The organism is Streptomyces sp. AMJ-169 (assembly GCF_055597585.1).
The window spans coordinates 421881-445839 of the sequence record NZ_JBVLTJ010000003.1; the positions used below are offsets into that span (position 1 = coordinate 421881).

General features: G+C 72.6%; 20 protein-coding genes and 1 pseudogene. 8 read left to right on the forward strand and 13 right to left on the reverse strand.

Annotated features, from left to right (window positions below; genetic code table 11):
- Nucleotides 1–25: 25 nt before the first annotated feature.
- Genes ACYUD3_RS10155 through ACYUD3_RS10190 form a run of 8 tightly spaced genes read right to left on the reverse strand, consistent with a single transcriptional unit; the run spans nt 26 to nt 7910 of the window.
- Entirely contained in the window at nt 26–1246 is a 1221-nt protein-coding gene (locus tag ACYUD3_RS10155) for an MFS transporter (RefSeq protein WP_470966978.1), read from the reverse strand.
- Nucleotides 1243–2286: a zinc-dependent alcohol dehydrogenase gene (locus tag ACYUD3_RS10160; protein ID WP_470966980.1), complete on the reverse strand. Its 1044-nt coding sequence runs from the start codon at nt 2284–2286 to the stop codon at nt 1243–1245. The genes ACYUD3_RS10155 and ACYUD3_RS10160 overlap by 4 nt, the downstream gene beginning before the upstream one ends.
- Nucleotides 2283–3059 carry a sugar phosphate isomerase/epimerase family protein gene (locus tag ACYUD3_RS10165; protein WP_470966983.1) on the reverse strand — a complete coding sequence of 259 codons (777 nt, stop codon included), beginning with the start codon at nt 3057–3059 and terminating at the stop codon, nt 2283–2285. The genes ACYUD3_RS10160 and ACYUD3_RS10165 overlap by 4 nt, the downstream gene beginning before the upstream one ends.
- Before the next feature lie 16 nt (nt 3060–3075).
- Complete coding sequence (locus tag ACYUD3_RS10170) at nt 3076–4173, reverse strand: alcohol dehydrogenase catalytic domain-containing protein (RefSeq protein WP_470966985.1); 1098 nt, start codon at nt 4171–4173, stop codon at nt 3076–3078.
- A complete protein-coding gene (locus ACYUD3_RS10175) occupies nt 4170–5162 on the reverse strand; it encodes an ROK family protein (protein ID WP_470966988.1) in 993 nt (330 codons plus the stop codon). Before ACYUD3_RS10175 ends, ACYUD3_RS10170 begins: the two co-directional genes overlap by 4 nt.
- On the reverse strand, nt 5159–5890 hold the full coding sequence (locus ACYUD3_RS10180) for an HAD-IA family hydrolase (protein WP_470966991.1): 732 nt from the start codon (nt 5888–5890) through the stop codon (nt 5159–5161). Before ACYUD3_RS10180 ends, ACYUD3_RS10175 begins: the two co-directional genes overlap by 4 nt.
- A 14-nt stretch (nt 5891–5904) precedes the next feature.
- The gene (locus ACYUD3_RS10185) at nt 5905–6672 is read right to left on the reverse strand and encodes an SDR family NAD(P)-dependent oxidoreductase (RefSeq protein ID WP_470966993.1); all 768 of its coding nucleotides are present in this window, start codon (nt 6670–6672) and stop codon (nt 5905–5907) included.
- Nucleotides 6669–7910, reverse strand: coding sequence for a sedoheptulose 7-phosphate cyclase (locus ACYUD3_RS10190; RefSeq protein ID WP_470966995.1), 1242 nt, complete (start codon nt 7908–7910; stop codon nt 6669–6671). Before ACYUD3_RS10190 ends, ACYUD3_RS10185 begins: the two co-directional genes overlap by 4 nt.
- A 229-nt stretch (nt 7911–8139) precedes the next feature.
- On the opposite strand from ACYUD3_RS10190, the gene ACYUD3_RS10195 reads away from it, so the two are divergent.
- Nucleotides 8140–8604 (forward strand): hypothetical protein, encoded by a 465-nt coding sequence (locus tag ACYUD3_RS10195; protein ID WP_470966998.1) that lies wholly within the window; start codon nt 8140–8142, stop codon nt 8602–8604.
- Nucleotides 8605–8617: 13 nt separating this feature from the next.
- Here ACYUD3_RS10195 and ACYUD3_RS10200 read toward each other — a convergent pair whose 3' ends face one another.
- The 4 genes from ACYUD3_RS10200 to ACYUD3_RS10215 all read right to left on the reverse strand — a co-directional run bounded on the left by ACYUD3_RS10200 (nt 8618) and on the right by ACYUD3_RS10215 (nt 13345).
- Nucleotides 8618–9802: an MAB_1171c family putative transporter gene (locus ACYUD3_RS10200; RefSeq protein ID WP_470967001.1), complete on the reverse strand. Its 1185-nt coding sequence runs from the start codon at nt 9800–9802 to the stop codon at nt 8618–8620.
- A complete protein-coding gene (locus tag ACYUD3_RS10205; protein WP_470967003.1) occupies nt 9799–10230 on the reverse strand; it encodes a hypothetical protein in 432 nt (143 codons plus the stop codon). Before ACYUD3_RS10205 ends, ACYUD3_RS10200 begins: the two co-directional genes overlap by 4 nt.
- A gap of 279 nt (nt 10231–10509) precedes the next feature.
- Nucleotides 10510–11691 (reverse strand): cytochrome P450, encoded by a 1182-nt coding sequence (locus ACYUD3_RS10210; protein ID WP_470967006.1) that lies wholly within the window; start codon nt 11689–11691, stop codon nt 10510–10512.
- Between the two features lie 139 nt (nt 11692–11830).
- Nucleotides 11831–13345, reverse strand: a complete 1515-nt coding sequence (locus ACYUD3_RS10215; protein WP_470967007.1) for a pyridoxal phosphate-dependent decarboxylase family protein — start codon at nt 13343–13345, stop codon at nt 11831–11833.
- A gap of 246 nt (nt 13346–13591) precedes the next feature.
- Here ACYUD3_RS10215 and ACYUD3_RS10220 point away from each other — a divergent pair.
- Nucleotides 13592–14497: pseudogene (locus tag ACYUD3_RS10220) on the forward strand (endonuclease/exonuclease/phosphatase family protein); the annotation flags it as partial.
- Nucleotides 14498–14583: 86 nt separating this feature from the next.
- Here ACYUD3_RS10220 and ACYUD3_RS10225 read toward each other — a convergent pair.
- On the reverse strand, nt 14584–15711 hold the full coding sequence (locus ACYUD3_RS10225) for a PQQ-dependent sugar dehydrogenase (protein WP_470967009.1): 1128 nt from the start codon (nt 15709–15711) through the stop codon (nt 14584–14586).
- 398 nt (nt 15712–16109) lie between these two features.
- On the opposite strand from ACYUD3_RS10225, the gene ACYUD3_RS10230 reads away from it, so the two are divergent.
- From ACYUD3_RS10230 to ACYUD3_RS10255, 6 genes are all read left to right on the forward strand, one after another.
- A complete protein-coding gene (locus tag ACYUD3_RS10230) occupies nt 16110–16493 on the forward strand; it encodes a DUF6507 family protein (RefSeq protein WP_470967011.1) in 384 nt (127 codons plus the stop codon).
- Entirely contained in the window at nt 16490–18937 is a 2448-nt protein-coding gene (locus tag ACYUD3_RS10235; protein ID WP_470967014.1) for a hypothetical protein, read from the forward strand. Before ACYUD3_RS10230 ends, ACYUD3_RS10235 begins: the two co-directional genes overlap by 4 nt.
- Entirely contained in the window at nt 18934–19797 is an 864-nt protein-coding gene (locus ACYUD3_RS10240) for an immunity 49 family protein (protein WP_470967016.1), read from the forward strand. Before ACYUD3_RS10235 ends, ACYUD3_RS10240 begins: the two co-directional genes overlap by 4 nt.
- A 73-nt stretch (nt 19798–19870) precedes the next feature.
- Nucleotides 19871–21181, forward strand: coding sequence for a DUF6177 family protein (locus ACYUD3_RS10245; protein ID WP_470967019.1), 1311 nt, complete (start codon nt 19871–19873; stop codon nt 21179–21181).
- A gap of 124 nt (nt 21182–21305) precedes the next feature.
- Complete coding sequence (locus tag ACYUD3_RS10250) at nt 21306–22355, forward strand: LacI family DNA-binding transcriptional regulator (RefSeq protein WP_470967021.1); 1050 nt, start codon at nt 21306–21308, stop codon at nt 22353–22355.
- Between the two features lie 73 nt (nt 22356–22428).
- Nucleotides 22429–23955, forward strand: coding sequence for a glycoside hydrolase family 32 protein (locus ACYUD3_RS10255; RefSeq protein WP_470967024.1), 1527 nt, complete (start codon nt 22429–22431; stop codon nt 23953–23955).
- Nucleotides 23956–23959: the final 4 nt, after the last annotated feature.

Consider the following 23959-nt stretch of genomic DNA (forward strand, 5'->3'; position numbering starts at 1 on the left):
ATGACGGAGTTCTACGCCAGGACAGTCAGACACCGGGTACCGGGCGCCTCAGCAGCACGGTGGCCAGCACCGCCGCCGCGAGCACGGCCGAGACCACCGGGAGCCCGGCCGGCCGGCTGAGGAGCGTCGCGCCGAGGGCCGATCCGCCCGCGATGCCGATCTGGAAACCGGTGACGTAGACGGAGGACGCCCGGTCGGCGTCGGCGCCCGCCAGGCGCATCACCCCCGTCTGGAAGACAGGGCCCGCCGCGGCGAACGCCCCTCCCCACACCGCGACGGCGACGCCGGCCGCCGCCCAGCGCGCCGCCGCCGGCGCCGGGGCGAAGGCGAGCGCGAGCAGACCGGTCCCCGCCACGAAGGCCGCCATGGTCACGGCCGCGGCACGCTGCGGGGCGCGGTCGTTGTGCCGGCCGGCGAGATACGTCCCCACCACTCCCGCGCCGCCGAAGACGGCGAGCAGCACGACCACCGCCCCCGACGCCCCGGTGGCCTCGGTGACGATGACGGCGAAGTAGGTGTAGCTGAGGAAGTGCGCGACGACCAGCACCACGGCGACCGCGCACAGCGTCAGGACCGCGGGCCACTGCGCCGCCCCGGGGCCGTCGTGCCGGTCCTGCGGCTGAGCCGCCGCCGGGCCGGCGCGGGGTGCCGCCGGCCGTGGCCGCAGCGCCCAGACCAGCGCGACGGTCACCGCCGCCGTGACCGCCGCGAGCAGCAGGGCGGTGGCGCGCCACCCGATGAGTTCACCGACGAACGCCGTACCGGGGCTGCCCACGATCGCCGCGAGCGAGGACCCGCCGAACACCACGGCGGTCGCGGTCCCGACCCGCTCACGGGGCACCAGCGTGGCCGCCGCCGGCGCGATCAGCGACCACAGCACCCCGTGCGTCAGCGCCGCCACCCCCCTGCTGACCGCCATCGCGGCGAAGCCCGTGGCGGTCGCCGCGAGCAGCTCGGCGACGACCAGCACCAGCAGGGAGACCACCAGTGCCGTACCGCGCGAGACACGGCCGGCGAGCGCGACGGTCGGGATGGTGACGACGGCGGCCACGACGGCGTACCCGCTGATGAGCAGTCCCACCCGGCCGGCGCCGACACCGAGGTCGGCGGCGATGTCGTGGATGAGGCCGACCGGGAAGACCTCGAAGGTGACGTAGACGAAGGTGGCCCCGGCGAGCACCGCCAGGCGTGCCGCGGCCGGCGCGTCGATCCTGGCCGGCGCGGCCGTCGGTGCGGGTGCGCTCACCGGCGGGCCCCGGCGGCGCCGCGCGCGGCCGGATCGACCTGGACCAGGACCTTGGGCCGGGCCCGTCCGCCGTCCGCGAGACGGGCGAAGGCGGCGTCGAGGTCGTCGAGGGGGAAGACCCGGTCGACAAGGGCGTCCAGGTCCACCGCGCCGGACTCCACCAGGGCGACCAGCCGGTCCCAGTAGCCGATGCCGGACAGCACGCCGTGCAGTGTGACGTCCCGGATGACCAGGCCTGCCGCGTCGAATCCGTCGACGGCGTGGTGCGGCGTCCCCAGCTGGGCCACCCGCCCGCCGGAGGCGGCCAGCCGGACGGCGGCGCCGACCGCCGCCACACTGCCGGACGCCTCGATCACGGCGTCGTACGCCTCCGCGTCCGCCTCGGCGGGCGCGGCCTGGGCGGTGAGGCCGAGGCCGCGGGCCAGTTCCCGTGCGGTGGGCTGGGGGTCGAAGACGGTGGTGGCGGCGCCGAGGGCCCGGGCGACCTGGGCCGCCGCGAGCCCCAAGGTGCCCGCGCCGAGGACGGCGACCCGGTCCCGGGAGGTCACGGCGAGCCGGTCCACGGCGTGGACCGCGGCGGCGGTCGGCTCGAGGAGCGCGCCGGCCGCGTCGGACAGGGCGTCGGGTATCCGGGTCAGGGTGCTCACCGGTGCGGTGATCAGCTGCGCTCCCGCGCCGGGGCGCGGTCCGAGGACGCCGATCTCGCTGCGGTCCGGGCAGTACCTGATCCGGCCCGCCCGGCAGTGCGGGCAGTGGCCGCAGGCCCGGAAGTTGTGCCCCGCGACCCGCTGCCCGGCCAGGGCGGGATCGGCGCCGGGGCCCAGTGCGGCCACCGTGCCGATCCACTCGTGGCCCAGGACGAAGGGGTAGCTCTTGAGGCCGGCGCGGAGATAGTTGCTGCTGCCGTCGTAGAAGCCGAGGTCCGTGCCGCACAGGCCGAGCAGTCTCACCCGGACCAGTGCCTCGCCCGGGCCCGGCTCGGGTGGGGCGGCCTCGGCGACCGTCACGGTGCGGGGGCCGGTGAGCAGGATGGATTTCATCGTTCGTCCTTGACGTGGTGGGGCCAGGCCGCGGTGCGGCACAGCGCGATGTCCGTCCGCAGGCGGGCCGGGGCGGACCGGTAGTCGTTCTCCACGAGCACCGAGCGGGCGCCCGCCCGGTGCAGCAGAGCGGGCAGGGTGTCGAGCGCCGGGGCGCCGCTGCCGCCGGCGCTCAGGGGGTCCTTGACGTGCAGGTCGGGCAGGAGCAGCCCGGCGGCGCCGACCAGGCGGGCGAAGCGCAGCGGGTCCTCACCGGCGTCCAGGAGATTGCCGGTGTCCAGCACCAGGCGCAGCGCCGGACGGTCCACCGAGCGGGCGAGGGCGAGGGAGCCGGCGGGGCCGAGCGGCGACTCGTAGGCGAGGGTCAGCCCCGCCGCCGCGGCCCGCTCGCACAGGACGCGCAGCGCGTCGGCGGTGCCGGCCCGCAGCCCGTCGGTGTCCGGCCGGCTGCGCCGGAAGCCGGGCACGTGCAGGACGCGTGCGCCGAGGCCGCGCGCGCAGTCCAGGGCGCGCTCCAGCAGGGCGAGCGCCGCCGGGTTCGCCACGCCGTGCTCGTGGGCGAGACCGATGTCGTTGACGTGGTTGACGGCGAGGACGGGGACCGGGATGTCCCTGGAGATCGCCCCGGCCGCGCGCAGCTCACCGGGATCGCTCAGCGGCGGTCCGCGGTGGGCCCCGCCGAAGTCCAGGTGCAGCTGATCGGCCCCCTCCGCCAGCGCGACGCGGGCCGCTTCCCTCCGGTCCGTGCTGATCCGCCACTGGGGCACGGCCACGGCCAGAGCAGTCGGTTCAGCCGTCATCTCCGCCGCCGATCCGGATCGCCGCCTTGAGGACGCGCCGCCCGTCGTGGACCCGGCCGGCCGCGTCCAGTACGGAGTTGACGAGGTCGGCGGCGCCCTCCAGGTCCACCTCGTGGGTCAGCACGGAGCCGCCCGGCGGCCCGCCCTGCCGGGCCAGGAGGAGAGCGAGCGCCTGGCGCAGATGGCGGGCCGAGACTCCGCGGTGCCCGTACAGCAGCAGCGGACCGGCCGGACGGCCGAGGCGGTGCACCCGGGGCGGCCGGGGTTCTCCCCCGCAGTTGCCGGCGCGCAGGGCCGACGCGTCGGCCTCGCCCCCGGACAGCGGCACCGGCCCCGGCGGCAGTCCCGCGTGCACGTCGACCAGGAGCGTGCCCCGTACATGACGGTCGACGGCGATCAGCGCCTCGCGGGTGCCGGTGCGCGGCGTCGCGATCACCACGCCGACCGGCGCGGGCAGGCCGGCGAGCAGTCCGGGCAGCGCGGGGTCGCCCGGATCGACGGCGTCGGTGCCGTGCCCCACCAACAGGGGCCGCAGTCCGGGCAGTTCACGCCGCCAGGCGTCGCGGGCGAGCCGTCCCACGATCCCGTCCCCCCACACGACCAGGGCGGCGGGCCGCGCCGTACCGAGGGCGATCTCGAGGCCGTACAGCACGGAGGCCAGGGGTTCTGCCAGGGCCGCCACGGCCGGCCGGGCCGCGCCCTCCGGGACGGGCAGGACCAGGCCCGCGCGGACGGCGGCGGCGGGGACGCGGGTGCGTTCCGCCCACAGGCCGGGCACGTTGTGCCCGAGCAGGAACGAGGGGTCGCCCGGGTGGGTGGGGTTCACCATGACCAGCGAACCGACGGGCGGGCCGGCGCTGTCGGCCGCGACGACCCGGGCCACGCCTTCGTGCCCGAGGACATCGCTCGGGTCGTCGCGCAGCCCGCGCAGGATCTGCCAGTCGGTGCCGCAGACACCGGCGGTGACCGGTGCCAGGAGGACGTCCCCGGGGCCGATCCGGGGCGTCGGCACCTCGGTGACCGCGAGGCGGGTGCGGCCCCGCGCGTCCGCGGGGAGGCGCACCAGGGCGCGGTGCGTGCCCCTCACGGCGCGATCCCCGGCAGCCAGCGGTCGACGTGCTCCGCCCCGCGCAGCGCGTCGACCGTGCCGGGGGCGCAGAAGACCAGCCGGCCGGCGATCCAGGCCCGGCTGCGGCCGGGGTCGGCGTAGGAGGTGGCGCGGCCGAGCTGGCGGCACAGTTCGTCGGCGTAGTGGGCGCCGAGCCCTTCGACGACGCCTCCGCCGAGGCCGAGCAGGTCGAGGTGCGGGTCGAGGCACCACAGGGTGCGCAGCATATGCGCCACCGGTTCGACGCACAGCTCCAGCAGCCGCCGCGCCCCGGGGTCGCCGGCCGTGAGTGCCTCGGGGAGCCATTGCGGCGGCGCCGCTCCCATGCCGAGCCCCAGCAGTTCGGCGACGCGCGCGATACCGGGTCCTGAGGAGACCGAGGCGAGGTGGCCGGGGGCCCCGCACTCGCACAGTAGCCCCGCCCGCTCGAGGTCCGGGTCCGTGGTCATCGCCGGCAGGTGGCCGATCTCGCCCTGGAGTCCCCGCTCGTCGACCGGGATACGGGTCCGCTCCAGGTCCGCGATCCGCAGCGCGATACCGCTGCTGAGGGTCAGATAGCCGATGCGCCGGACACCGGGCCGGGCGTGCGTGGCCGCGAAGTCCACCAGGGCCGCGGTGACGTCGTTGACGAGCTGCCAGGTGACGTCGGGCCGGCTCCGGCGCAGCGCGGCCCCCAGGTCGTACGGCTCGGTTTCCGCGCCCCACAGCGGCGCCGAGCCGAAGGCGGTGCCGGTGAGGTGGTCGAGGGCCGCGCCGAAGGAGACCGCGGCGTGGGCGCGGGGCGGCGCCGCCCGGCACAGCAGGTCGACCATGTCCTCCCGCAGCCGTGCGACCGGCCGGCCGGGGTGCTGGAGCAGGCTGGGCGACCGGAGCCGTTCGACGGCGCCCCCCGCTCCCCCGACGCGCAGCCGCACCCACGTACCGCCGACGTCCGCCGCGAGAAGGGCCTGCGCCGCGGCGGCGGTCACCGGCGTTCCCCGGGCCGCCCGGCGTGTGGCCCGGACACCGTCAGCGTGACCTCGCCGGGCGCGGAGGACGCCGTCTCGACCCGGAAGCCGCGGAGGTCGGGGTACCGCTCCGCCACCGCGTCGAACTCGTCCAGGGCGCCGATGACGACGGTACGGGCGCCGCTGGCCAGGCCCGCCCGGACGCCGGCGCCGGAGTCCTCGAAGACGAGCGTGTCGGCGGGCCCGGCTCCGAGCGCGGCGGCGGCCCGCAGATAGCCCTCGGGGTGGGGCTTGCCGTGGGCCACGTCGTCGGCGCTCACCATGATCTCGGGCAGGGGCAGGCCCGCGGCGGCGAGCCGGACCTCGGCGAGCCGGCGGCCGGCCGAGGTGACGACGGCCCAGGAGCCGTACGGGAGTGCCGCGAGGAGGGCGCGGGCGCCGGGTATCTCCGTGATCCCGGCGGTCTGCGTCTCCTCGTGCGCGACGAGCCGCCGGGTCTCGGCGGCGGCCAGTCGCGGGTCGGGGACGAAGTGGCTCACCGTCTCCCGGGTGGGCCGGCCGTGCGCGTACGCGAGGACCTCGGTGAGGTCGGTTCCGTGCCGTGCGCTGAAGTCGGCCCACGTGGACTCGACGAGGGCGGTGGAGTCCACGAGCGTGCCGTCCATGTCGAACAGCAGCGCCGAGGCGCGCAGACGGGGCAGGGGGTTCTCGGCGGTCGCCACCGGGGCGTCCGGCTGTGCCTTGGGCATGTGTGCGCTCCTGACTATCGGAAGGGTCGGTCCAGGGGGCGGGACTGGGACACCGGCAGCCCGTCGGCGACGGACGACCAGGTCGTGTCCCCGTGCACGACCAGGGCCTCGCCCGCGTACGGCGCCCCGCGGGTCCGGGCGAGTTCGGCGGCCAGGGGCGCGAACGCGGCCGGCGGCATGTAGCCGCTGTAGTCGAAGCCCGGGGAGCGGCGGGCGCGGATGCCCGGGCTGTCGACCATCCCCACGGGCAGGGCCTCGACGAACGCCACCTCGCCCGCGTCGGTCTCCTGGGCGACGGACCGGATCAGCGAACTCGCCGCGGCCTTGGTGGCGGCGTACCCGGACCGGTTGGGGCCCGCGTTGTAGACCACCTCGGAGGAGATGTGCAGGAAGAGCCCCGGGGCGGCGGCCCGCAGCGACGGCAGCGTCGCCTTCAGCGTCCAGGCCAGGCCGTGCACGTTGATCGCGAACTGGTCCAGCCAGTCGGTCTCGTCGGTCGCCAGGAAAGGCTCGCGCCGGGCCGTGAAGTAGATCGCGGAGTAGCAGACCAGGGAGAGGCCGGCGGGCAGGTGGGTGCGCAGCGCCTGCCGGGCCGGTCCGGGGTCGCGGAAGTCGAGCCGGTGCCACACCAGCCGGCCGGCGCCGGGTCCGGTGGGCCGGCTGCGGCTGAAGACATGGGTCTCGATGCCCTGCGCGGCCCACGCGTCGGCGACGCCCCGTCCGACGCCGGTCGATCCGCCGACGACGACCGCCGTCGCAGCGCCGCGGTCCGTGCGGCTCACGCGCCGACCTGCTCGGGGACGAGCAGCCCGGCGGGGGTGGTGTGCCCCTGGGCGTGGTCGCGCAGCAGGCGGGTGGCCTCGCGCAGTTCCGCGCCGGTGACGTCGTTGACGAAGTGGTGCCGTCCGATCCCGGTCGGCAGCGGCAGCCGCTGCTGGCCGTCCCGGTGGCGCACGGTGTCGCGCAGGGCTTCCTCGAGCAGCGCGGGGTCTTCGAGGACCTCGTTCCACGTGGGCAGTCCGAGCACCCGGATCACCTGGTAGATGCGGTCGGCCTGGGCCTCGGAGACATCGCCGCGCAGGGTCGCGAGCGCGGTCGTCAGGGCCATGTCGATGACCACGGCCTCGCCGTGCAGCAGTTCGGGCAGGGCGTGCATCTCCAGTGTCGGGCTGAAGGTGTGGCCGTAGTCCACGCAGCGCTCCAGCGCGGACTCCCACAGGTTGGGCTGGAGTTCCTCCAGCATGAGGTGGATGGACTCGGCGAGGATGGCGTCCGCGGCGCGGGCGAGGTCCTCGGTCGTCCCCTGGAGCCGGTCGGCCCGGACCGCGGTGCCCTCCGACTCCAGCAGGGCGAACAGGTCCTCGGAGCGGATGAGGGCCATCTTCAGGATCTCGGCGAGACCGTTGCTGATGTGCCGCGGGGGCAGGCTGCGCAGGAAGGACCGGTCCAGGAAGGTGGCCGTCGCCGGCGCATAGGTACCCAGCCGGTTCTTGCCCCGCTCGTAGTTGACCCCGGTCTTGACGCCCACCCCGGCGTCGACGAGGCCGATCAGCGTCGTGGGGATGCGGATGTACGGCGTTCCGCGCCGGTAGAGGCTCGCCGCGAACCCGACGATGTCGGTCAGCACCCCGCCGCCGACGGCGAGGACCGGCTCGCGGCGGCGGTCGATCCCGAAGTCGTTCATCGCGTCGACGACCTGGGACACGGCGTCCCACTGCTTCACCGCCTCGTCGGCGCGCAGGGTCACGACCGTCGCGTCGATCCCGTGAGCGGCGAAGAAGGCGCGCACGTCGGCGCCGTAGAGCGCGTCGACGTTCTGGTCGATGACGACGAGCCGCCGGTCGCCCGGGCGCATCGGGGCGTCGGGGCATCCGGTCAGCAGTGCGGTGTTGGCGGGATCGAACAGACGGTTGGAGCTGACGACGTGGTACCGCACCTGCCGGACGGCCTCGACCGTCCAGAGCGGGCTGGTCCCGACGCTTTGACGAAGTCCCTGGGTAAAGACAGTGCTGCTACGCATATCCCCTCCAGCGTGAGCTGCCATTTTGAGAGCAAGTGAAGCTCTTTATCGGCCTGCTGTCGATTATAGTAGCAAGCGGGCTCTGGTTGTGTCACTTGTGTTACCGTGAGGGCAAGGGTCGTTATGACAAGCGGTCGCCAGTGGCGTGGGAGCGCCTGTCGAAGCTGCACCCTCCGCGCTCATCCGCGGGAACACCCCCGAGTCGCCGAAGCCCAAGAAGGTCGGACACATGGCTACGCTGGCAGAACGTCTCAACTCCTGGTTCGCCGATGCCGCCACCGCGGATGCCGTGGGCCGCCTGCGCGAGCCGTCCACCGCCGAGGTCTCGCAGGCGATCTCCGGCGACCCGAGTCATGACGTGACGATCTCCCGGAGTTATCTGACCGCCCTGCGCAACGGCTCGCAGACCAACCCGACGGTCGGCGTGCTCTCCGCGATCGTCAAGTACTTCCAGTCACGGGACATGACCCTGCCGGTGTCGGTGAGCGCGCTCATCAACGAGGCGCCCACCGAGCAGCCGAAGGACGAGTGGGCGGAGATGCTCGCCGACCGGCAGGTGCGGTCGATCGCGATGCGGGCCGGCCAGCTGAACCCCGCACTGCGCGAGCAACTGCTGTCCATCATGGACGTGCTGGACTCGAAACAGCCGGCCTCCTCCGGGGACCCGGCGGGCACCGACGGCCGTCAGGCGTAGGCGTCCGGCACGCTCACCCCACGGCGACGTCCCGGACCGGACCGGGCGCCGGCATCGCCCGCAGTTCGCGGGAGAGCCGGACGAGAGTGCCGAGATCCTCCTCGTAGTCGTGCCCGTCGGCGCTGTGCCGGCTGCGCGGTGTGAGGACGAAGACCGCCTCCGTCGGCGGGCCCCCGTCCCGCGTCCCCTGATCGCCGTGCAGACTCAGGGCGTGCTCGACAAGGTGCGCGAACGCCCGCAGATCATCCTGCGGCACCGGCGTCGACGACTCCTCGGACACGAGCCGGAGGTAGGGGCCGAGCCTGGTCAGACCGTCGCGGCATTCGACATAACGCCGGTAGACGGCGAGGGAACTCGCGGGAAAAACGCGCCGCCGACGGTTGCGCCGGTCCAGGACCAGTTCGGGATAGACCTCCACAAGCCGGCGCCACAGCTCCTCGAGCGCACGGAACTGACTGTGCTGTTCAGCCCGCTCTCGCACGATCTGCACCACGCTGACGAAAAAGGGAAGACTCAAGCCCACGCACACCACGATGGCGGCGACCTGCCCGAAGAGAAAGACATCGGTGTAGGAGATCAGCCGGCCGGGTTCCCGCAGCGTAGGCAGATTCACCCAGAGAAAGCGGAAAATGCAGGTGAGAGCGAGCCCGCTCAGACCGACGGCGATGATGCTGAACGAAGTCCGCCGCAGTGAACGGCCTTGCCGGGCGTGCCGTCCGGCGAGATAGGCGCTGGCCGCATACCCGAAGAAGAGATAAAAATTACCGAAATTATAGAAAGTGCGGATGCGCCAGTCGACGAGGTAGGTGGACGTCAGCACGTGATTGCGCAAATGGGCCGGCAGGATCACGGTCATCGCGAGCATCCCCGTCAGACAGACGAGACAGGCGCCCACTTCCCAGGGCCACGGCGGCTTCCAGCGCCGCAGCGGGCGTTCGCGCAGGAATCCGACCATGAGACCGAGACCGGCCAAGACCTCGGCGTTGTACGCGATCTTGGAGAATCCCTCGAAGACATGTATGTCGACGAAGCCGAGGACGGACGGCTGGGCCAGCACGTTCCCCGTCCCCATCAGCAGCAGCGCCAGACAGAGATGCAGCCGCATGGGATCGCGCAAGCGCCGCTGTATCAGGACGGGCATCGTCCAGACCGCGCCGCCGAGGAGCGTGGCGACGGTGACAAGGTTGAGCACACTCATACCACACCGTCGGTGAGTACGAGGCTGTTGTATACCGAGGGCCGCCACGGCTCATCGAGCCCCTGGCTCTGAACGCGCCGGTTCATCGAGATCGCCCGGTACATGATCGTCGACGCGATGATCTCGGCGTCCCGCTCGTCCCGGTCCGAATAGCAGGACCGCTCCATCGGGCCGGACGGCCGCTCGCCCGCCAGGTCGAACGCGATAATGTGTCCGACTTCGTGAAGAATGATGTGCGCCTGATGGGCTTTTGTCGTTTTCGCCTGGTAGACGATGACATCCTCGTGCTCACGGGATATCAGCAGACCGAACGGGCCGTCGGCGGCCAGATCCCATTCCATGAGGCTGATCCGCCTGCCGCGCATTTCACTGAGCCCCTCGCACAGGGCGGTGACGCTCAGCGGCATTCGAGGTGTGAGCTGCCGCATCAGATTGCGGCTGTGTGTGCGCAGTTGAGCGTCACGCAGTCGGTTGCCCCGCTCACCGGGAAACCGTCCTGCGGCACGTCTGACCCATTTTCCTAACATTGAGTGAGCCTCCCCCTGAGACATGCGCCGGCTCCGACCCTCACACTGGCACTCAATCGGGTCCATGCCGACCGATCACAAGGGAAATCTACGGTACTCGCCGCCGCTCACCAGCGAAAAGAGATTCACCTCACCATCTTGTAACAAAACTTTACGGATTGTAGTGGTCCTCTTTCGGCCTCATGCCCCCCTCCGCAGCGACACCGGCAACCGAGTCACCCCTCCGATCAACGACCCGTTCAGGAAAGGGAGTTCTGTGGCCGGGTGGGTGAGGGTGAGGTCGGGGTGGTGGTGGGTCAGGGTCAGGAACGCCGTGCGGAGTTGGAGCAGGGCGAGGCGGGCGCCGGGGCAGCGGTGGGGGCCATGGCCGAAGGCCAGGATCGGGCCGGGGGTGCGGGTGATGTCGAAGGTGTGCGGGTCGGCGAAGACGCGGGGATCGCGGTCGGCGTGGGCGTGCGAGGGGAGGACCGCCTCGCCGGCCCGGACGAGGGTGGCGCCGACACGGACGTCGTCGGTCGCGAGGCGGGGCAGGGCGGCGTCGGCGATGGTGTCGAGGCGGAGGATCTCGTGGACGGCTCCGTCGATCAGGCCCGGGTCGTGGCACAGGGCCCGCCACTGGTCGCGGTGGACGAGGAGGTGGAGGAGGCCGTTGGTGAGGGTGGCGGCGGTGGTGGCGTGGCCAGCGACGTACAAGTTGACCGCCGTCGCCAGGAGTTCGGCCTCTGAGAGGGCTCCGCGCCGGTGGCCGTCGAGGAGGGTGCGCAGCAGGCCGGGGCCGAGGGCGGCGCCGGGGTGGAGGAGGGCGTGCCAGTGGGCGCGCAGGGCCTGGTGTCCGGCGCGGGCCCGGTCGGGCGGCAGGTTCGTGAGGGCGAGTTTCTGCCGGGACCAGCGCAGCAGCGGCGCGTGCCCCTCCTCGGGGACGCCGAGCAGGCCGACGACCGTGCCGGTGGCCAGCGGCAGGGAGAACTCCCGGTGCAGATCGACGAGTTGGCGCGCGGCGAGGTCGTCCAGGAGCCGTTCCACCCTCGCGGTCACACTCGGGCACAGCGCCTCGACGGCGGTCGGGCTCAGCGCGGGCGCGCACAGCCGCCGCACCCGGGTGTGCTCGGGCGGGTCCAGGCCCAGGAGGCTCGGTTCGTCGAGGTCGGCGTCGGTCATGCGGGGGCCGCCAGGGGTGGTGAGCATGGCGCGGCGGCTGAAGCGGCGGTCGGTGAGGACCTGTACGACGTCCCTGTGGCGGACGGCGAGGTGGGCGGGGTGGCCGCTGGGCATCGCGACGAGGGCCAGGCGGTCGTCGTCGAGCAGGCTGGTGTGCGGGAGGGGGGAGAGGCAGTGCTGTCGCGCGAAGGGGTAGGCGAGCATGCGGGGGCCTTTCGGGGAGCGTCGTCGCGGGGGTGGGGGCGGGGGCGGTTCGTGCAGGTCCAGGGGACGGTCGGGCGGGTGGACGACGTCGGGGCGGGCGCGGTCCGGTCGTACCGCGTCCCGGCGTCGTCGTCCGGAGTCACCGCTCGGCCTCCTCGAAACCGCCCCGCCCCTCACGCCCACCCGCCCTGCGCGCCTCGCCCGCCCTGCGCGCCCCATGCGCCCTATGCGCCCGCCACAGTTCCCCGATGCGGTCGACCACCCCCCGCAGCTCAGCCCGCTCGATGCGCGGATTGATCGTGCACAGCCGGAACACCCTGCGCCCGGCGACCGTCACGCCCATCACCAGCGCCCGCCCCTCCGCCCCCAGCGCGCGGCACACCTCGTCCACCGCCCGGTCCTGTTCGGCCGGCGGGAGGGCGGGCAGGGCGCGGAAGGTGACGACGGCCAGGGTCGGGCCGGTCACCAGGGACAGGTCCGGTGAGGCCTCGATGTGCCGGGCGATCTCCTCGGCCGTGTCGAGCCCCCGGTCGACCGCTTGCCGGAAGGCGTCCGCGCCGAAAGTCTTCAGCGCCAGCCACAGCCGCAGCGCGCGGAACTCGCGGGTCTGCTGGACGCCCCAGTGCAGGAAGTCGACGCCGTCCCCGTCCGCGGTGTCCCCGGCGGCGAGGTACGAGGGCAGCCGCACCCCGAACGCCCGGCGCAGCCAGGCGGGTTCGCGCAGCAGTACGCAGCTGGTCTCGGCGGGCTGGAAGAGCCACTTGTGGGCGTCCACGCTGAGCGAGTCGGCCAATTCGAGCCCGGCCAGCGCCCGTTGTCCACGGGAGGTCAGGGCGGCGGGCGCGCCGTAAGCGCCGTCCACGTGCAGCCACATGCCCTCCGCGCGGCAGAACCGGGCGAGTTCGGGCAGGGGGTCGACGGCTGCGGTCGCCGTGGTGCCGGCGGTGGCGACCACGAGGAACGGGCGCAGGCCCCGCCGCCGGTCCGCCGTCACCTGCTCGGCGAGCGCGGCGGCCGGCAGCCGCTGGGTACGGTCGCACGGCAGGGTCCGTGTCCGGTCCGCGCCGATGCCGAGGACGTGCAGGGCGCGCGGGACGGAGAAGTGCGTCTGGTCGCTGAAGTAGGCGGTGGCCGCGCGGAGTTCGGGGCCGGCGCGGGCGTCGCGGGCGGCGGTGAGCGCGGTGAGGTTGGCGAGGGAGCCGCCCGGCACGAACAGTCCTGACGTCCCGGCGGTGAGGCCGAGCAGTTCCGCCAGCCAGCGGACGGTGGCCGACTCGATCGCGCCCGCGACCGGACCGGTCAGCCGCCAGCCGGCCGGCACCGCGAACCCGGTGGCGAGCGCCGCGCCGAGCACGCCGGGGAAGGTGCCGGGGCTCGGCACGAACGCGAGGAAGCCGGGGTGGTCGGGGTGGGCGTTGCCTTCCCGCAGCAGGGGGTGCAGTTCGTCGAGCAGTACGACGGGATCGTCCGCCGGGGCGACGGGCAGTGGCTCGGCCCGCAGCCGCGCAACGGCGTCGGTCGCCATGGCCGCGGGCGCGTCGCCGTGCGGGGCGGTGAGCATGTCCAGGGCTTTGTGGCCCATCGCGCGCATGTGGTCCTCGGTGAGCAGCAGGGAGGAGGCCGGCGGTCGCTGGGGGGTCGTCAGTGTGCTCATCTGCTTCTACGAGGGTCCGGCCCGCACCCTCCCCACCTGCGCGGGCCGCCATGCGGAACTCACCCTTACGGGTGACGCACGTCTGCCTCATGTCGGACGAAACCTCCGTCAACTCACCAACGGCACACAACGGTTCCACAGACCACTCCCTGATCAACGGCTCCTCAACACCCCAAGTTCACCCAAGCCCGGCAATTTACTTCCGGAACTCAACCACCCCCCGTGAGCAGCACAGGAGATCTCCCCATGCGCAGAATCGCCGCTTGCCTCGTCGCCGGCGCCGCCGTCCTCGGCGCGGCCACCGCGACCGCGTCCCCCGCCGCCGCGGCCGGCGCGTCCGGCTCGTTCAGCGTGCTGACGTACAACGTCGCCGGCCTGCCCTCGGCGATCAACAGCTCCTCCACGCCCCGCGAGTCGAGCACCACGGCGATCGGCCAGCGCATCGCGCCGTACGACATCGTGAACGTGGAGGAGGACTTCAACTACCACGCGGCCCTGTACGCCGCCGACACCGCGCACGCGTTCCGCACGCCCACCAGCGGCGGCGCCGGCGTCGGCAGCGGGCTCAACACGCTGTCGAAGCTGCCGTACTCGGGCTTCCAGCGGGTCAAGTGGAAGTCCTGCCAGCTCGACTCGGGCGACTGCCTGACGCCGAAGGGCTTCACGTTCATGCGGGTGCAGGTGGGGTCCGGCGCGAACGTCGACTTCTACAACCTGCACACCAACGCGGGCACCAACTCCGGCGACGAGAAGTCCCGCGCCGCCAACCTCGCCCAGCTGAGCGACTACATCAAGGCCAACTCGGCCGGCAACGCGGTCGTCGTCATGGGCGACACCAACACCCGTTACACGCGCGCCGACGACACCATCGCCGAGTTCGGGGCGGCGAACGGTCTCACCGACGCGTGGGTCAAGCTGGAGCGCGGCGGCGTCGCCCCCGCCAAGGGCACCGACGCCCTCCTGTGCGACCAGACCGGCGCCACCGTCTCCGACACCTGCGAGGTCGTCGACAAGGTCCTCTACCGCAGCAGCAGCGCCGTCACCCTCGACGCGACGCAGTACTCCAACGAGCACGCCAAGTTCCTGACGTCGGACGGCAAGATGCTCTCCGACCACGACCCGATCACGGTGAACTTCGGCTGGACGCTGAACTAAGGGTTGTCCGGCGGGCGCTCCATGGGCAGTTGGGCGGGCTGTCCATGGAGCCGAGGCCATCGATCACTTGCGGTGCGGCCTCCTCACGCCGCCGCATCAACCCGCAAAACCCTGCCCCCCAAATCAAGCACATACAACTCCCCCACACCCCCCTCCACAAACGAAACAACCCTCCCCCCGTCAACCCCAAGATCACTCACACCAGTCACCTCCCCCTCATCCATCGTCAACGCCCGGACAGTCCCGTCGCAGAAGTCGCTGAACACATACCGCCCCTTCAGACCCGGAATCGCCTCGCCGCGATAGACGTATCCGCCGGTCACCGAACAACCGGGACCGGTGCGGCCGTACTCGTGGACCGGCGGGACGTGGTCGGCCGGCTCGATGCCGTTGCGGTAGGGGTGGTTGCCCTCCATCTGGGACCAGCCGTAGTTCTCGCCGCCGCCGCTGCTCGCGGGGGCCCAGTCGATCTCCTCCCAGGCGTTCTGGCCCACGTCGCCGATCAGCAGGTCGTGGGTGGCGGAGTCGAAGGAGAACCGCCAGGGGTTGCGCAGGCCGTACGCCCAGATCTCGCCCTTCGCGTCAGGGGTGTTGACGAACGGGTTGTCCGGGGGGATGGCGTACGGGGTGCCGCCGTGCGGGTCGATGCGGAGCAACTTGCCGAGCAGGGTGTCGAGTTTCTGGCCGTTGCCGAGCGGGTCGCCGGCCGAGCCGCCGTCGCCGAACGCGATGTACAGGTAGCCGTCGGGGCCGAACTTGATGTCGCCGCCGTTGTGGTTGGCGTAGGGCTGCGGCTGGGTGAGGACGGTACGGCGGGTCTCCGGCCGGACGGTGCCCTCGTGTACGGCGAACTCGTCGACGGTGCTGGTGCCTTGGCGGTCCGTGAACGAGAGGTAGAGGTGCGCGAACTCGTTGTCGAACGCGATGCCCAGCAGGCCGCGTTCGCCGTCGGTGGTCGTGTCGCCGGAGATGTCGAGAACGGGCGCGCCGAGTCCGTCGTCGCCCAAGACCCTTACTCTGCCCGCGCGTTCGGCGATCCAGACCGTGCCGCCGGGACCGGCGGCGCCCGCGATCGGGTTCTGGGCCGTGGCGACCGTGCTGAGGACGACCTCCGGAACGGGCAGTTCGTCGGCGGACGCCGTCGTCAGGGACAGGGAGACGACCAGGCAGAGGGCGCCGATGACCGCCGAGCTTCTGGTGCGAACTTTCACCGTGAACCTCCTGGAGGCGGCGGACGGCGGGGAGTTCACGCCGGTTCGCGGCCTGGGGTGGGGGGTTGGTGCGCTGCTGGCTACGGGTGAGGCTACCGGGGCGGGGGTGCTTGCGGAGGCCGTCACTTCAGCCATCCGCGGGTGTTGGGATTGGCCGAGATGGGGGGCGGGGGCGGCCTGGCATTGGCGTAAGCCGACGGCGCGTTGCGTTTCCGAAGAGGCAACTCCCGTTGTACGGGCAGGACTTCCCGCCACGCCCCCTCAAGCGCGTTGCCTTCGCAACGCCCGGTGCGAGAAGATGCCCGGCGTGGCGGTCAACGGGGGGCGCCGCGGCCCGGCTTGGTGCGGCGTGCGCGTCGTCCCGAGGGCAAGTACGTGGATTTCTACGGGGGTTGGCTGTGACTGGATGGGACATCTCGTCCTCCGGCGTGGAGTTCGTGACCGGACTGGTCGAGACGGCCATGGAGGACATGGCCAAGGACATCACCGCGTACGGCGAGGACATCGCGGGCGCCGCCACCGCGGCCGGCACGATCAGCGGGGCGTACTGCGGGGCCGCCCCGACGGGCCCGGTCCAGCTGGCCCTGGCCCTGTTCGCCGACGCGACCCTGGACGACGTACGCTTCCTGCCCGCCCGCGCCGCGAAGTCGGTCGGCGGAGCGCGCGCGGCCACCGCCTGCTACCTCCTCGGCGACCTGGAGATGGCCGCCGACGCCCAGCACGCCGCCGGGTCCGCGCCCGTGCTCGTCGACATGCCGGGCCAGGAGGGCGGGAAGCAGTGATCACCCCGTCCGGGATACCGCAGTTCACCGGCGACTTCGACGAACTCGACCAGCACGTCTCCGCGTTGTGGAGCGAGGCCATCAGCATCCGCGGCGGCGGGGCGGACGTCCACTCCCGCTTCCAGATGCTCGGCGCCTTCTACTCCGCGCCCGAGGCCGACGACCTCTTCGCCACCACCCAGCCGGTCATGGACCGCGCCGACGCCTTCGCCGCGAAACTGGAGACGGTCGCCGCCGCCCTGGACACCTACTCCGCCGAGGCCCGCCCGCACGCCGAGCGCCTGGGCCGGCTCAAGACGGACGCGATCACGTTCACCGACAGCGTCGCGGGCGACGGCGACTGGACCGAGGACGAGGACAAAGTCCACCGTCACCAGGAGCTGATGGACGGCGTCGCCGCCGCACAGGCCGCCTTCCAGGAAGCCGAACGCCGGGCGGCCTCGAAGATCTCCGCACTCGTGGGCGGCCCGAAGTTCACCGAGGACGACGGCCACCACACCGCCGACAAGCAGACGGTGATGTACGGCTACGGCCTCGACGACCTCAAGAACGCGCAGGAACTGCCCTGGGGCACCCCCGAGGAGCAGACCTACGAACCCTGGAGCGCCGGCTGGCTGTGGCACGGGACCAAGTCGTTCGTCTGGGACGGCCTGGTCATGGACAACATCGTGGGCGGCCTGGACGGTCTGTGGACCTTGTTCGGCGGCCACGGCGGCGACGCGGCCGGCGACGCCTGGGGCGGGCTGCGGGACATCTTCGGCGGCATCGGCATGTACACCGCCACGCCGTACGAGTGGCTGATGGACAAGGCGTTCGGCCCGGTCCCGGCCGACCCCACCGAGGAGCGGTACAAGAAGGCCACCCGCGAGTTCTTCAAGGGCCTGGTCGCCTGGGACAAGTGGGAGGAGGACCCGGTCCGCGCCTCCGCGACCGTCGTCTTCAACGCCCTCACCCTCGGCGCCGGCCCGCTGGCCGCCGCGTCCAAGGCGGGCGAGGCGGGTACGGCGGCCAAGGCGGCCGGGGCCGCCGCCAGGATCGGCGAGTTCATCGACCCGGTCAACGTCGCCCTGAAGGCCACCGGCCAGGCCGCCGCCAGACTCCCCTCCCTCGCCGACCTCACCTCCCGCCTCCTCCCCGCGACGACCGGCGTCCACAGCGTCATCGAACTCGCCGACGGCTCCAAAGTCGTCATCAAGGACGGGGAGTTCATCGCGTACGACAAGAACGGCACCGTCGTACCGGAACACCGGCCGGCCCCGGACCCCGCACGCGAGCCCACCATGGCCGGCGCGACCCCGCACTCCCCCGCGGGCTCCGCACACACCGGGGACGACCTCACTCCCGCCGGACACAGCAGCGCCCAGCACGTGGACGCGACGGGCGAGGGGGCTCGGCAGGGGGTGCCTGGGGATGGGGGTGGCGGGCATGCCGGTGGTCCGGACGACCTCGGGCGAGCCGGAGGGCGGGCCGGGGACGGCATACCCGGCGGCACGGACGGCACACCGGCCCCCGGCCGGCACCCGCAGGCCGAACGCCCCGCCTTCATGCAGGACGGATCCAACCCCTACGGTCCCCGCGGCTCGCTCTCCCTGGAGCAGATCGAGGACATCCAGGTCTACCGCGCCAACCACGAGCCCGGATACTTCGACCACTACTACCGCAAGGACGGCACCCGCAAGCTCCTGGAGCGCTACGACGAGAGCGGGTACACCCCGCCGCAGCTGGCCCGAGTCGGCGACGACGTGCCCTGGGGGCGCGCCAAGGACATGCCCGCGCCGCCCAAGCCGCGTTACCTCGACGCCGATTACATCTCCGTGGACGCCGGCTCCGTGACCGATACGACGCGGCGGCACATGCTGGACAAGGCCGCGTGGAACCGGCACGCCGCGATCCAATGGGACAACCTCGTCGCGGACTGGAAAGCGGACGCCGCCAAGACGCACGAACTGCACGGCACGATCGACACAGCCGCGCAATGGGGCGAGGCCAAGGGCACGTACAAGGAATCCCACACTCAGATGGGAGAAAAGGCGGAGGACTTCGGCGAGACCGCCGCCGAATATCACTACGTCGCCGAGAACTATCCCGACTTCGACAAGAAAACCCTCCTCGGCCCGAAGAGCGGCAACGACCAGTTCGACCAGGTCTGGACGCACGAGGACGGCCGGGTCGTGGTCATCGAGGCCAAGAGCAGCCCTACCACTGAGCTGGGAAGACGTACGCTTCCGACTGGTCAGCAGGTTTCCCAGGGGAGCAGGGAATACTTCGAGGACATCACGAAGGCCATGGAAAAGCGTGGCGAGTACGACCTGGTGGACGCCCTCGAAAAAGCGCTCGCCGAGGGGAAGCTAGAGTATGTGGTCGTCAAGGGCGAGAAGAACGCAGGCACTTACACCGGCTACCGATATCGCCGGTTCGACATCAGCAAGGGGACGCTTCCGTGACCGTACGTATCGACCGGCATGAGCTGTCGACAGGGCACGACCCCGAGCAGTACGCGGAGAGGCTCCAGCAGCACTTCGCCGGAAAGATCGGCAGGCTTGAGGAGCACACTTCGGGTATCGACTTCACCTTCAGCACCTCACTCCTGAACCTGCGGGCGCGTTGTGCCGTCGACCCCCGGGCAGCCGCCGTGGAGACTTGGGAAGCCGCGGTCACCGCGATGCAGCTGGGGTCCGCGTTCTTCGTCGTGACGGGTATGGACGAAGGCACCGTCGAGTACCGCATCGACCGTAAGATGCGCACCCTCAAAGCCGTCGGCCCGATGTCCACCGCCTCCGCGGGCACCTGGCTCCAGGCGTTCTGGCTGGCCGTCATCTGCCGTGAGCCGGACCGGCTGACCCAGCTGTGCCAGGTGCCGCTGGAGCGGCTGCGGGCGCCGGAGGGCCAGTTCGACGAGTACGTCTACCACTGGGTGGACACACTCCAGACCTACTGGCTGGGCCGGCCCGGGTGGGTGGAGAAGCTCACCAAGACCTTGCAGATGTCGGATCCGTCGGTGGCCACGATCGCCCCCCGGGATCTGCTTCAGGGCCTCCTGTACCCGCCGATCAACCTCTTCTACCACCTCGTCCGCAGGGACGTGGCAGGGTTCAGCCCCGCCCTCGAAGACGCCCTGAAACTGCACAAGATGTACTGGACGCTGACCGAGGAACGGGCGGCGGACCTGGACGGCGCCCTCGCCCTCGGCCCGCTGGCGATCGCCTGCTGGGCGTACGACGGCGACTTCCCCATCGAGGTGGAGTCCGAGTACCTGCCCAAGCACCTCCTCCAGCACGGCTGGCTGGGCGAGTTCCCGACCTGAGCCGTTAGGCGCGGCCGGAAGTCCGTCGTACCCACTGCCCACTCCCCCGCACCGAAGACGAGACCCCGCCCCCGTGACCAAGGACGTCATAGCCCTCACCCCCACCCTGCCCGACCTGCGCACCCTCCTCGCAGGCCTCTACGCCGGCGGCCCCGGCCTCGCCCTCGGCCACATCGCCGAAGGCGCCGTCATCCAGCTCTGCGCCCCCGACGGCCGCCCCCTCGTCTCCATCGAAGCCCCCATTCCCGTGCACGTCCCCGGCGAGACCGCCCGGCTCCTCGGCATGACAGGCATGGCGCACGACGGGCCCGTGTGGTGGACCGAGGCGCGGGCCTCCACCGCCGTCGCCGAAGCCGCCCGGCTCGCCGGGTCCTTCGCCGGGCGGCTCGCCGCCGTCCTGGGCGGCACCGTCTGGCCCCCGGAGGCCGCGAGCACCGACGTCGTCCCCCTCAGCACCGACATCGCCGCCGTCCCGGTCCCCGACACCGGCGTCCCGGCCGTCGACGTCCTCACCCCGCGCGCCGCCGTCGTCGTCCAGGACCGCCCGCTCGTCCCGCTGGCCAGCTGGCTCGCCGACGCCCTGCGGTACGCCGCCGGCAGCGACCGGGCGCTCCAGATCGTCACGCCGCCCACCACCCGCCTCACCCTCCCCCTGCGCACCGCCCTGCGCGGGCTGCCCAACCGCTGGGTGATCCGGCATCCCGGCTGCGGCTATTACGACGGACTCTCCGGCGCCGTCCTGCACTGGAAGAACGGCGTCTTCACCCCCGTACGGGACGCCGCCGGCCAGGCCCCGCTCGCCGACGCCTTCAGGCCCGCCGATCCGTCCAGCACAGAGCGTCAGTTCCGTCTCGACCTCCACACCCGGCACCCCGCCGACGCCGGACTCGTCCTCGGCACCGCCCTGGAGAGCGCCTTCCGTCACCTCACCGGCGCCCCGCCGGCCGGCTGGAGCACCGCCGAACCCGTCAGCCTCCCCTGGTCCACCCGCCGGCTCACCGAACTCGCCCGCGGCCGCGCGCCCCGCCCCACCTTCCTCACCGCCGTCGGCCACCCGGACCGCCCCGCCCTCGCCACCCTCCACATCACCCGCACCCCCGCGGGCGTGGAGGAACGCACCACCCTCACGCTGGGCGGCCACACCCAGTACGACCACCTCATCGAACGCCTCGCGACCGAGCTGCACACCGAGCACGGCCTCGTCACCCTCCTCACTACCCTGCGTCCCGGCCGCCAAGACCTCACCGTCCCACCGCAGTTGGAAGCACCCCCGGTCCCGGTCTCGCTCACCCTGGCCCCCGAGGCGACCCACCACCTCGGCATCGCCGCACCTCCGACGCTCCTGGGCCCGCGGACCCGCCCGGCGCTGCACTACCAGGTGTGACCCACACCCAGAACCCGATCCCGCACCCCCCATTGACAGAACCCGCCCCCCATCGGCACCCTCATGTGCACACGGTTGGCTAAACGATTTACCAACCCGGTTTCCACTACTTCGGGCAGGGGCAATGGCGCGCCGCATCGGGATCAAGGACGTCGCCGCGGCGGCAGGCGTGTCGACCGCGACCGTCTCGCACGTCCTGAACCGGGTCGAGGGCAAGCGGATCAGCCAGGAGACGCGGCAGCGGGTGCTGCGGGCCGCCGAGGAGCTGGGGTACGCGCCGAACGGGCTGGCCCGGGGGCTGCGGCTGCGGCGTTCGCAGACCATCGGCTTCGTCAGCGACGAGATCGCCACCACCCCGCACGCCGGCCGGATGATCCTGGGCGCCCAGGAGGCCGCCGCCGCCGAGGGACACGTACTGCTGCTGGTCAACACCAGCGGCGACCCCGAACTGGAGCGCACGAGCATAGAGATGCTGCTCCAGCGGCAGGTGGACGGCGTGCTGTACGCGGCGATGTACCACCGCGCCGTGACCCTCCCCAAGAGCCTGGCGACGACGCCGACGGTCCTGCTGGACGCGAGCTCGCAGGACCCCGCCGTCCCCTCCGTGATCCCCGACGAGGTGCAGGGCGGGCACACGGCGGTGCGCGAGCTGATCGCCCACGGGCACCGCAGGATCGGCATGACCGTACAGACCGTCGACGTCCCCGCCCGCCGCGGCCGGCTCGCGGGGTACCGCGAGGCGCTGGCCGAGGCGGGGCTGCCGTACGACCCCGCGCTGGTCGCCGCCGAGACCGCGCCGGCGTTCAACACGGTCCCCGGCGACGTCGAGGCCGGCTACCGGGCCGCGCGGCGGCTGCTGGACGCGGCGGACCGGCCGACGGCGCTGTTCTGCTTCAACGACCGGATGGCGGCCGGGGCTTACCGGGCCGCAGCCGAGCTGGGGCTGTCCGTCCCGGGCGACCTGTCGGTCATCGGGTTCGACAACCAGGAGCTGGTCTGCGAGTCGGTCCACCCGGCGCTGAGCACGGTCCAGCTCCCGCACTACGAGATGGGCGCGCGGGCCGTGGCCCAGCTCCTCGCGCTCACCAAGGCCCCGGGCCCGGACCTCCAGGAATCGCTGCACTGCCCGCTGGTGACACGGGCGTCCGTCGCCCCGCCGCCGCCCCTCCTCTGACCTGCGCGCACCACCCCCGGCACGCCGTCAGGCGCCGCTCACCCCTGCCGTGAACCCACCGAAAGGCACCCGCGTGTCCCCCGCCCCCCAAGACCCGCTGCGGCCCGTCGCGCATCTGCGTCCGCCCCGCAACTGGATCAACGACCCCAACGGGCTGGTCTTCCACGACGGCCACTACCACGTCTTCCACCAGTACAACCCCTACGGCACGGCGCACGCGCACATGCACTGGGCCCACTTCCGCAGCCGCGACCTGCTGAGCTGGGAGCCGCTGCCGATCGCGCTGGCGCCGACGCCGGGCGGCGCGGACGCGGACGGCTGTTTCTCCGGCAACGCCGTCTCGGACGGTGAGCGGCTGGTCGTCTTCTACTCCGCGCACCGCCTGGACCGCTCGCCCCAGCACCAGCCGGTGACGACGGCCACCTCCCTCGACGGCGGCCTGACCTTCACCCCGCGCCGCGAACTCCTCGTCCCCGACTGGCCCGAGGACTGCACGATGTACCGCGACCCCTACGTCTGGCGGGCCCCCGAAGGCTGGCGGATGCTGGTCGGCGCCGCCCTCGCCGACGGCCGGGGCGCGGCCCTGCTGTACACGTCACCCGACCTGGAGGCCTGGACCTACCGGGGCCTCTTCGACGCACGCGAGCGGGAGCCGGTCGCCGGGACGGCCGCGCACACCGGCGACGGCTGGGAGTGCCCCCAGTACCTCCCGCCCCGCCCCGGCCACCCCGGCGCCCTGCTCTTCAGCGCGTGGAACGCCGGCGACGAGGCCCGGTGCGTGGTCGCGCTGGTGGGAGAGGAGTACGACGCCCAACTCGACGAACCCGGCCGCGACTTCGGCGACGAACCCGGCGAGCCCCAGCTCAAGACCGGTCCCCCCGTCTCCACCGCCCCCCGCTTCAAAGCCGCTCCCCCCGCCCTCCTCGACCACGGCCCCGACTGCTACGCCCCCGCCCTCCTCCCCGCCCCCGACGATCGCTGGCTGCTGTGGGGCTGGTCCGAGGAAGCCCGCGACCCCTCCTGGGCCGACGACGGCGGCTGGGCCGGCGTCCTCACCCTGCCCCGCGAGATCTCCGCGCACCCCGACGGGACGGTACGCCAGCGCCCGGCCGCCGAACTCCTCGCGCTGCGCGGCGAACACCTCGTCCGCGCGGGCGGCGAGGCCTACGGACCGGTGGACCTCGGCGAGGTGGGCCCCGCCTTCGACCTGACCGCACGGCTGGAGCCGGCGGCGACGGCAGGGCTGCGGCTGGTGACCGGGCCGGGCGAGTATCTGGACGTCCGCCTGGACCCGGCCGCCGGTGAACTGACCGTCGACCGCGACCACGCGTCCCTGGACAGCCGCGCCCACAAAGGCAGTTACCGCATGCCCTGCCCGGCCGGCGCCCCGGTGGAGCTGCGGATCGTCGTGGACCACTCCGTCGCGGAGGTCTTCCTGACCACCACAGGACAGGTCCTGACCCTGCGCTTCTACCCGACCGGCGACAGCCCCTGGCACCTCGAGGCCCGCACCGCGCCGGACACGCGCCTGGGCTACACGGTCGACGTGTGGGAACTGCTGCCCCTCACGGTCAAGGAACCGAGCACAGCCACCTCTTGACACA